The following is a 6,587-nucleotide window of genomic DNA, read 5'->3' as shown; positions in this document are numbered from 1 at the left end:
CCGCCCTTCACGCTGGTGGTGTCCCCCACCCGGGCGGTCTTGCTTACCGCCCCCTTTCGCGACCGTTTCGGGATTCTCCAGCGGCTGGAATTTTATTCGTTGGAAGTTCTCTCCGGGATTGTGATTCGTGCCTGGGACATTCTCGCCATTCCCATTGATGATGCCGGCGCCCTTGAAGTAGCGCGACGCGCCCGGGGTACCCCCCGTATCGCCAACCGGCTGTTGCGCCGGGTGCGTGATTACGCGGAAGTAAAAGGTGACGGGCGTATTACCGAAGCCATGGCCCAGCGGGCGCTGGACATGCTGGAGGTGGATAGTTGTGGCCTGGACGGCACCGACCGGCGTCTACTCGACATGATCATGCACAAATTTGATGGTGGTCCGGTGGGACTGGAATCACTGGCTGCTGCCCTCAACGAAGATGCCGGCACCCTGGAAGAGGTGGTGGAGCCTTATCTGATCCAGCAGGGGTTTATCCAGCGCACCCCACGCGGGCGCGCCACCACCAACCATGCCTGGCGGCATTTTGGGCTGCAGCGCCCGCGAAAGGACGGTGATTTGTTTAATGATTGAAAAAAAGCCACAGGATGGGGAATTTACCCTGCCGGTGCGCGTCTACATCGAAGACACTGATGCCGGTGGTATCGTCTATTACGTGAATTACCTGAAATTCATGGAAAGGGCACGCACGGAATTCATGCGCACCCTAGGGTATCAGCACTATGTGCTGGCCGATGAGAACTTCCAGTTTGTGGTCCATTCGGCCAATGTGCAGTACCGTCAGCCGGCCCGCATCGACGACGCGCTAGCCGTGACCGCGCGGCTCAAGCAGCTGGGCAAGGCGACACTGCTTTTCGACCAGCAGGTACGCCGGGGTGACACCTTGCTCTGTCAGGCTGAAATCAAGGTGGCTTGCGTCAGTGCTGATACTCTCAGGCCCACCGGGATACCGGTGGGCCTGTACAACAAATTCAAAGCCGCCAGCGAAGGAGAAGGGCTCAATGGTTGAGGCATCGAGTATGTCTGTCGTCAGTCTGATCAGTAACGCCACCATTGTGGTGCAGCTGGTTATGGTGCTGTTGATAGTGGCGTCGTTGACGTCCTGGTACATGATTGTCAGCCGTTTCCGGGTAATGGGGCGGGCTCACAAGGCGGGGCGTGCCTTCGAAGAGAAATTCTGGTCCAGCGAGGACTTGGCTTCGCTTTACAACCAGAGCCGCAAGGACCCAGATGTGGATGCGGGCCCGGAAGCGATCTTTCGTGCCGGTTTTCAGGAGTTCGTGCGCCTGTCCAAGAGTACTCGTGGTGCCGAAGCGGTGATGGATGGCAGTCAGCGGGCCATGCGCGTTGCCTTGCAGCGTGAACAAACCCGGTTGACCAAGCACCTTCCTTTTCTGGCAACGGTGGGTTCCACCAGCCCTTATGTGGGTCTGTTCGGCACGGTATGGGGCATCATGAATTCCTTCATGGCCCTGGCCAACGTCAAGCAGGCCACACTCAGCGTGGTTGCGCCGGGTATTGCAGAGGCGCTGATTGCTACGGCCATCGGCCTGTTTGCGGCGATTCCGGCGGTGATGGCCTACAACCGCTTTTCTGCGCAGAGCGACGCCTTGCTCACCGAAAATGAAATGTTCGCCGAGGAGTTTTCTTCGGTGCTGCATCGTCAGGTTCACGGACGCGAGGGATAAGCCATGAGCGGCGTGAAGATAAGGGTGCCGCGCAAGCTCGTTGCCGAGATGAACGTGGTGCCCTACATTGATGTGATGCTGGTGCTGCTGGTGATTTTCATGGCCACGGCACCGATGATGACCCAGGGCATCAATGTGGACCTGCCTGACAGCAACAGCGAGCCCATCGATACCAACAAGGATGAGCCGGTGATCATTTCGGTGACCGCTGACGGTAGCTATTACATTGATGTTGGCAGCGACAGCCGCAAGTCCGCCAGCCTGGAAACCGTGCAGGGTCATGCGTTGCGCATCCACAAGCAGAAACCGTCCACCCTGTTTCTGGTGGAAGGTGACAGCCAGGTGGCATATGCCAAGGTGGTCCAGTTGATGGGTGCCTTGCAGGGCGCCGGCATTACTCAGCTGGGTCTGGTGACTGAACCGCAGGGCAGCAATGAGTGATCGTGGCGCCGCGCTGCTTTTTACCCTGCTCATTCATCTGCTGGTGTTTGGGCTGCTGGTGTTCAGCTGGAGCACGGACCCGACCCTGCATAAGGCGCCGGTGATTCCTCCCCATGTGAAAGCCACCATGGTGGAGACGTCGAAACAGAAGACGGCGCCGGTGAGCAAACCGAAGCCTGAGCAAAAGCCAGCGCCGAAACCGGAACCGAAGCCAAAGCCGAAACCCAAACCGGAGCCCAAGCCCGAACCCAAAAAGCCTGAGCCCAAACCCAAGCCGAAACCGGAGCCAACCAAAAAGCCGGTGCCAAAGCCAAAGCCAAAACCGGAACCCAAGCCCGATCCGAAACCGGCTATCCCCGATATTGAGGAGCCGAGTCTGGAGGAAATGCTGGCCGAGGAAGAGCTGGAGATGGCAAAGCCGACGAAGTCATCATCTCAGGAGTCACAGGAAGCGGCCAGCAACGCAGATCAGTCAGATGTGGAGGTGGCCAGTCACAGTGATGCCATCCGCGCGGCAGTGAAGCAGCGCTGGCGAATCCCCGGCACGTACCGGGGGCGCAATGATCTTAAGACCACCGTGCGGATTCGCACGATCCCTGGTGGCGATGTACTGAATGTGTCGGTGGTCAGCTCCAGCGGCTACCCACAATTTGATGATTCGGTCATCAAGGCGGTTGAGCTGGCAAGTCCGCTGCCGGTGCCAACCGGAGCGTTGTTTGATAAAGAATTTCGCTCATTCTTAATGGAATTTGAGCCAACAGGAGTATCGCAGTGAGTCGTATTGCGTTGTTAGTGGTGATGTTGCTGAGTTTCTCCACCGCCAGAGCTGAGCTGCTCATTCGGGTCACGGAAGGTCGGGTCGATGCGGTGCCGATTGCCATTGTGCCCTTTGAAGGTTCGCAGAATGCGCCCGAGGACGTGTCACAGATTGTGCAGGCGGATCTGCATCGCAGTGGCCAGTTCAAGCCGCTACCGGCGGAAGATATGCTCAGCCGGCCGCGCAATGAAAGCGAAGTCATCTACCGGGATTTCCGTGTGCTGGGGGTGGAATACATCATCACCGGCAGCATGAAAGCCCAGGAAACCGGTGGCTACGAAGTCAGCTATGCCCTGTTCGACGTCAACCGGCAGGTGAAGCTGATGTCGGAAACCTATCGGCCCCCGGTGTCGCAGCTGCGGGATGTGGCCCATGCCATCAGTGACCGGATCTATGAACAGCTCACCGGTATCCCCGGTGCGTTTTCCACCAAGATTCTCTATGTGACGCATAATCGTAGTGACAAAAACCCGTACCAGCTGCAATATGCGGACGCTGACGGGCACCGGGTGACGACGATTCTGCGCAGCAAAGAGCCGATCATGAGCCCGACCTGGTCGCCGGATGGCAGGAAAGTGGCTTATGTCTCTTTTGAGGATGATGGTATGCCGGGGATCTATACCCATGATCTGGCAACCACCAACCGGGAAAAGGTGTCCAGTTTCAGAGGCATTAATGGTGCTCCGGACTGGTCGCCGGACGGCCAGAAGCTGGCCCTGACCCTGTCACGGGACGGTAACCCGGAGATTTACATGCTGGATATCGCCACCAAGCAGCTAACACGGCTGACCCAGCATTATGGTATCGATACCGAGCCTCGCTGGCTGCCGGATGGGGAGCACCTGGTGTTCACCTCCAGCCGTTCCGGCGGGCCACAGATCTACAAACTGAACATAAATGATAAGTCGGTCCGGCGAGTGTCTTTCCAGGGTGCGTATAATGCGCGCCCGGATGTCACACCCGACGGCCGTTATCTTGTTTATGTACACCGACGAAACGGAAATTTTAACGTCGGGGTGCAGGACCTCCAGCGGGGCACATTCAATATTGTGACCCGCACAGACATGGATGAATCGCCCAGTGTTGCGCCCAATGGAAGTATGGTAATTTACGGGACGCAAGATCGGGGGACGGGGGTTCTGGAAGCCGTATCCATTGATGGCAGAGTCAAAGTGAAGCTGCCGTCGAAGGAAGGGGAAGTCAGAGAACCGGCCTGGTCGCCGTTCCTCTGAGTCATTCTCGGAGTCCAATACTAGGAAATTATAGGAGCTTTTCGCATGCGTTCATTTCTTAACCCGCTGTTTGCCCTGATGTTGGCAGCTGCCCTGGCAGCCTGTTCCAGCACCCCGACTGAAGACGACAGCTCTGCTACCGACGATATGTCCCAGCAGACTGATACCTCTCCGGTAACTCCGGTTGAGCCGTCTACTCCGTCCAAGCCGGACACCAGCAGCATCCCGCTGACAGCTGACAACTTTTACAACCATCCGTCCAACTACGATGGCACCACCGACAGCCGGGTGATCTACTTCGCATTCGACAGCAACACCGTTCCGGCGGCTGCTTTCGAAACTCTGCGTGCCCACGCGACCTACCTGAAGAACAACTCCAACGCCAAACTGCGTCTGGAAGGTCACGCTGACGAGCGCGGTACCCGTGAGTACAACGTGGCTCTGTCCGAGCGTCGTTCCAAGGCGGTAGAGAAGTTCCTGCGAGTACAGGGCGTGTCTTCTTCCCAGCTGGAAATCGTTTCCTACGGTGAAGAGAAGCCGGCCGCATTTGGTCACAGCGAAATGGACTGGGCCAAGAACCGTCGCGTAGAAATCAACTACACTGCCGGCCGTCCGTAAGGCATGAAAGCAGTGAAGCGAACGCGCCTGCTTGCAGGCGTAGTGCTCGGCTCCCTGGTGTTCTGTGCGCAAGCACAGAACACCGGGCCGCTGGCCGTTGAAGAGAGAAGCCTGGCCCAGGCCCGCTCCGGTGGCAGTAGTGCCGGTGCAGCGGCAAGTCAGGATGGGTTGTTGCTACTGATGCAGCAGCAACAGCAGTTTGAAGAGCAGATCCAGGATTTACAGGGTCAGCTTGAAGAATTACGTCATGAATTACAGGTCATGAAGGACGCCGAGCGTGAGCGTTATCTGGACCTGGATACCCGAATCAATACGCTGGCTGAACAGGGCAAGACCGAGCAGCCAGATGATAGCGCCGATAGTACGGCGCCCAATGACCCCGAAGCAGACCGTGACGCCTACAGTGCCGCCAAGGACAAGCTGATCAAGCGCGACTTTGATGCGGCGGCAGAAGCCTTCGAGGGTTACCTGAACGATTTCCCAAACGGGCAGTTCCGTGCCCACGCCCACTTCTGGCTGGGCAAGGTCTACAGCAACCTGAAGACCCCGAAGCCGGACAAGGCCCAGGCCCAGTTCCAGGCCGTAGTGGATGACTATCCGGAGCACAGCAAGGCGCCTACCAGCCTCTATACCCTGGCGGTGATGCAGGCCCGTGATGAACAGGTGTCCCAGGCCAAGGTCAACCTGCACAAGCTGATAAAACAGTATCCGGACAGCTCTGAAGCCAGCCAGGCGAAGACCCTGCTGGAACAGCTAGGGAGCCTCTGAGTAACTCCTTGCGTACTCAGCGTGGCCTGAAGGGTGCAGCTGTTGTGCTTTGTTGCGACGGACAGGGTGGTTCCCTTTCCTAGCGACAAAGCGCAGCAGATGGGCCCTTCAGGCCACGCCCTCCGGGTCTTCCAGGCTGGCCCGCACTCGTTGTTGCGCTTTTTCGATGGATGGACATACACCTTCAAAATCGCGCCTAGATTGCGAGCCAGCCTGAAAGACTGAGCATGCAAGGAGTTACTCGGAGGCTCCCTGGACAAGTAATACCTCTCTATCCGTCTTTTGCCGGCGGCACAGACGCCGGCAAAAGTGATAGAATCCGCCGCATTTCCCCCTCCCGGGTGCTCAGGAGATGCTGTGGACCTCCGTCTGACCGAAATTTTTTACTCCCTCCAGGGCGAAGCACGAACTGTGGGTCGGCCCACGGTATTCGTTCGCCTGACCGGCTGCCCGCAGCGTTGCGTGTGGTGCGATACCGAGTACGCCTTTTCCGGTGGGGAGAAATGGTCCCTGGAAGCGATTGTGGAACAAGTGGCCAGCTACCAGGCTCACTACGTGACGGTTACGGGGGGCGAACCGCTGGCTCAACCCAATTGCCTGTCGCTGCTGACAGCCCTGTGTGACCAGGGTCTTGATGTGAGCCTGGAAACCGGTGGCGCCATGGATATAGCGGGTGTCGATCCGAGAGTTTCCGTGGTCATGGACCTGAAGGCCCCGGGCTCCGGCGAACAGCACAACAACCGGCTGGACAATATTCCACTGCTCCAACCCCATCACCAGGTCAAATTCGTGCTGGCGGACCGCAAGGATTACGACTGGGCCCGTTTCATGCTGGATCAGCATCAGCTGCACCAGCGTGTCAGCGACGTGCTGTTTTCCCCGGTGCAGGGGGAGCTGGCGCCCGGGGACCTGGCGGACTGGATCGTGGCAGATCGCCTGCCGGTTCGGTTCCAGCTGCAACTGCACAAACTACTCTGGAATGACGCCCGCGGGCGCTAGTCAACGGGTTGAAGGAGAGCCATC

The 6,587-nt window shown here is 58.1% G+C and carries 9 protein-coding genes; all 9 read left to right on the top strand.

Annotation, left to right across the window (positions count from 1 at the left end; all coding sequences use genetic code 11):
* On the top strand, window positions 1-573 hold a 573-nt coding region (locus ACFE0K_RS14170; protein WP_434536673.1), incomplete at its 5' end, for a Holliday junction DNA helicase RuvB C-terminal domain-containing protein.
* Window positions 566-1,009: a tol-pal system-associated acyl-CoA thioesterase gene (ybgC, locus tag ACFE0K_RS14165; RefSeq protein WP_434536672.1), complete on the top strand. Its 444-nt coding sequence runs from the start codon at window positions 566-568 to the stop codon at window positions 1,007-1,009. The genes ACFE0K_RS14170 and ybgC, both read left to right, overlap by 8 nt.
* Window positions 1,002-1,688, top strand: coding sequence for a protein TolQ (tolQ, locus tag ACFE0K_RS14160; protein ID WP_434536671.1), 687 nt, complete (start codon window positions 1,002-1,004; stop codon window positions 1,686-1,688). The genes ybgC and tolQ overlap by 8 nt, the downstream gene beginning before the upstream one ends.
* A 3-nt stretch (window positions 1,689-1,691) precedes the next feature.
* Window positions 1,692-2,129: a protein TolR gene (gene tolR, locus ACFE0K_RS14155; RefSeq protein WP_434536670.1), complete on the top strand. Its 438-nt coding sequence runs from the start codon at window positions 1,692-1,694 to the stop codon at window positions 2,127-2,129.
* Window positions 2,122-2,904, top strand: a complete 783-nt coding sequence (gene tolA, locus ACFE0K_RS14150; protein ID WP_434536669.1) for a cell envelope integrity protein TolA — start codon at window positions 2,122-2,124, stop codon at window positions 2,902-2,904. The genes tolR and tolA overlap by 8 nt, the downstream gene beginning before the upstream one ends.
* A 23-nt stretch (window positions 2,905-2,927) precedes the next feature.
* The gene (gene tolB, locus ACFE0K_RS14145) at window positions 2,928-4,178 is read left to right on the top strand and encodes a Tol-Pal system beta propeller repeat protein TolB (protein WP_434536674.1); all 1,251 of its coding nucleotides are present in this window, start codon (window positions 2,928-2,930) and stop codon (window positions 4,176-4,178) included.
* A gap of 45 nt (window positions 4,179-4,223) precedes the next feature.
* Window positions 4,224-4,796: a peptidoglycan-associated lipoprotein Pal gene (pal, locus tag ACFE0K_RS14140; RefSeq protein ID WP_035248831.1), complete on the top strand. Its 573-nt coding sequence runs from the start codon at window positions 4,224-4,226 to the stop codon at window positions 4,794-4,796.
* Between the two features lie 3 nt (window positions 4,797-4,799).
* Window positions 4,800-5,564 (top strand): tol-pal system protein YbgF, encoded by a 765-nt coding sequence (ybgF, locus tag ACFE0K_RS14135; protein ID WP_434536668.1) that lies wholly within the window; start codon window positions 4,800-4,802, stop codon window positions 5,562-5,564.
* A gap of 357 nt (window positions 5,565-5,921) precedes the next feature.
* Window positions 5,922-6,563: a 7-carboxy-7-deazaguanine synthase QueE gene (gene queE / locus ACFE0K_RS14130; RefSeq protein ID WP_434536667.1), complete on the top strand. Its 642-nt coding sequence runs from the start codon at window positions 5,922-5,924 to the stop codon at window positions 6,561-6,563.
* Window positions 6,564-6,587 lie beyond the last annotated feature (24 nt).

The organism is Alcanivorax sp., from assembly GCF_051117345.1.
Lineage (GTDB): Bacteria > Pseudomonadota > Gammaproteobacteria > Pseudomonadales > Alcanivoracaceae > Alcanivorax.
Note: the sequence above shows the minus strand (reverse complement) of the source record. Positions and strands in the feature narration are given on the sequence as shown.

Coding starts and splice junctions, on each gene's coding strand:
- ybgC (WP_434536672.1), top strand. CDS start 566: ATGATTGAAAAAAAGCCACAGGATGGGGAATTTACCCTGCCGGTGCGC.
- tolQ (WP_434536671.1), top strand. CDS start 1,002: ATGGTTGAGGCATCGAGTATGTCTGTCGTCAGTCTGATCAGTAACGCC.
- tolR (WP_434536670.1), top strand. CDS start 1,692: ATGAGCGGCGTGAAGATAAGGGTGCCGCGCAAGCTCGTTGCCGAGATG.
- tolA (WP_434536669.1), top strand. CDS start 2,122: ATGAGTGATCGTGGCGCCGCGCTGCTTTTTACCCTGCTCATTCATCTG.
- tolB (WP_434536674.1), top strand. CDS start 2,928: ATGTTGCTGAGTTTCTCCACCGCCAGAGCTGAGCTGCTCATTCGGGTC.
- pal (WP_035248831.1), top strand. CDS start 4,224: ATGCGTTCATTTCTTAACCCGCTGTTTGCCCTGATGTTGGCAGCTGCC.
- ybgF (WP_434536668.1), top strand. CDS start 4,800: ATGAAAGCAGTGAAGCGAACGCGCCTGCTTGCAGGCGTAGTGCTCGGC.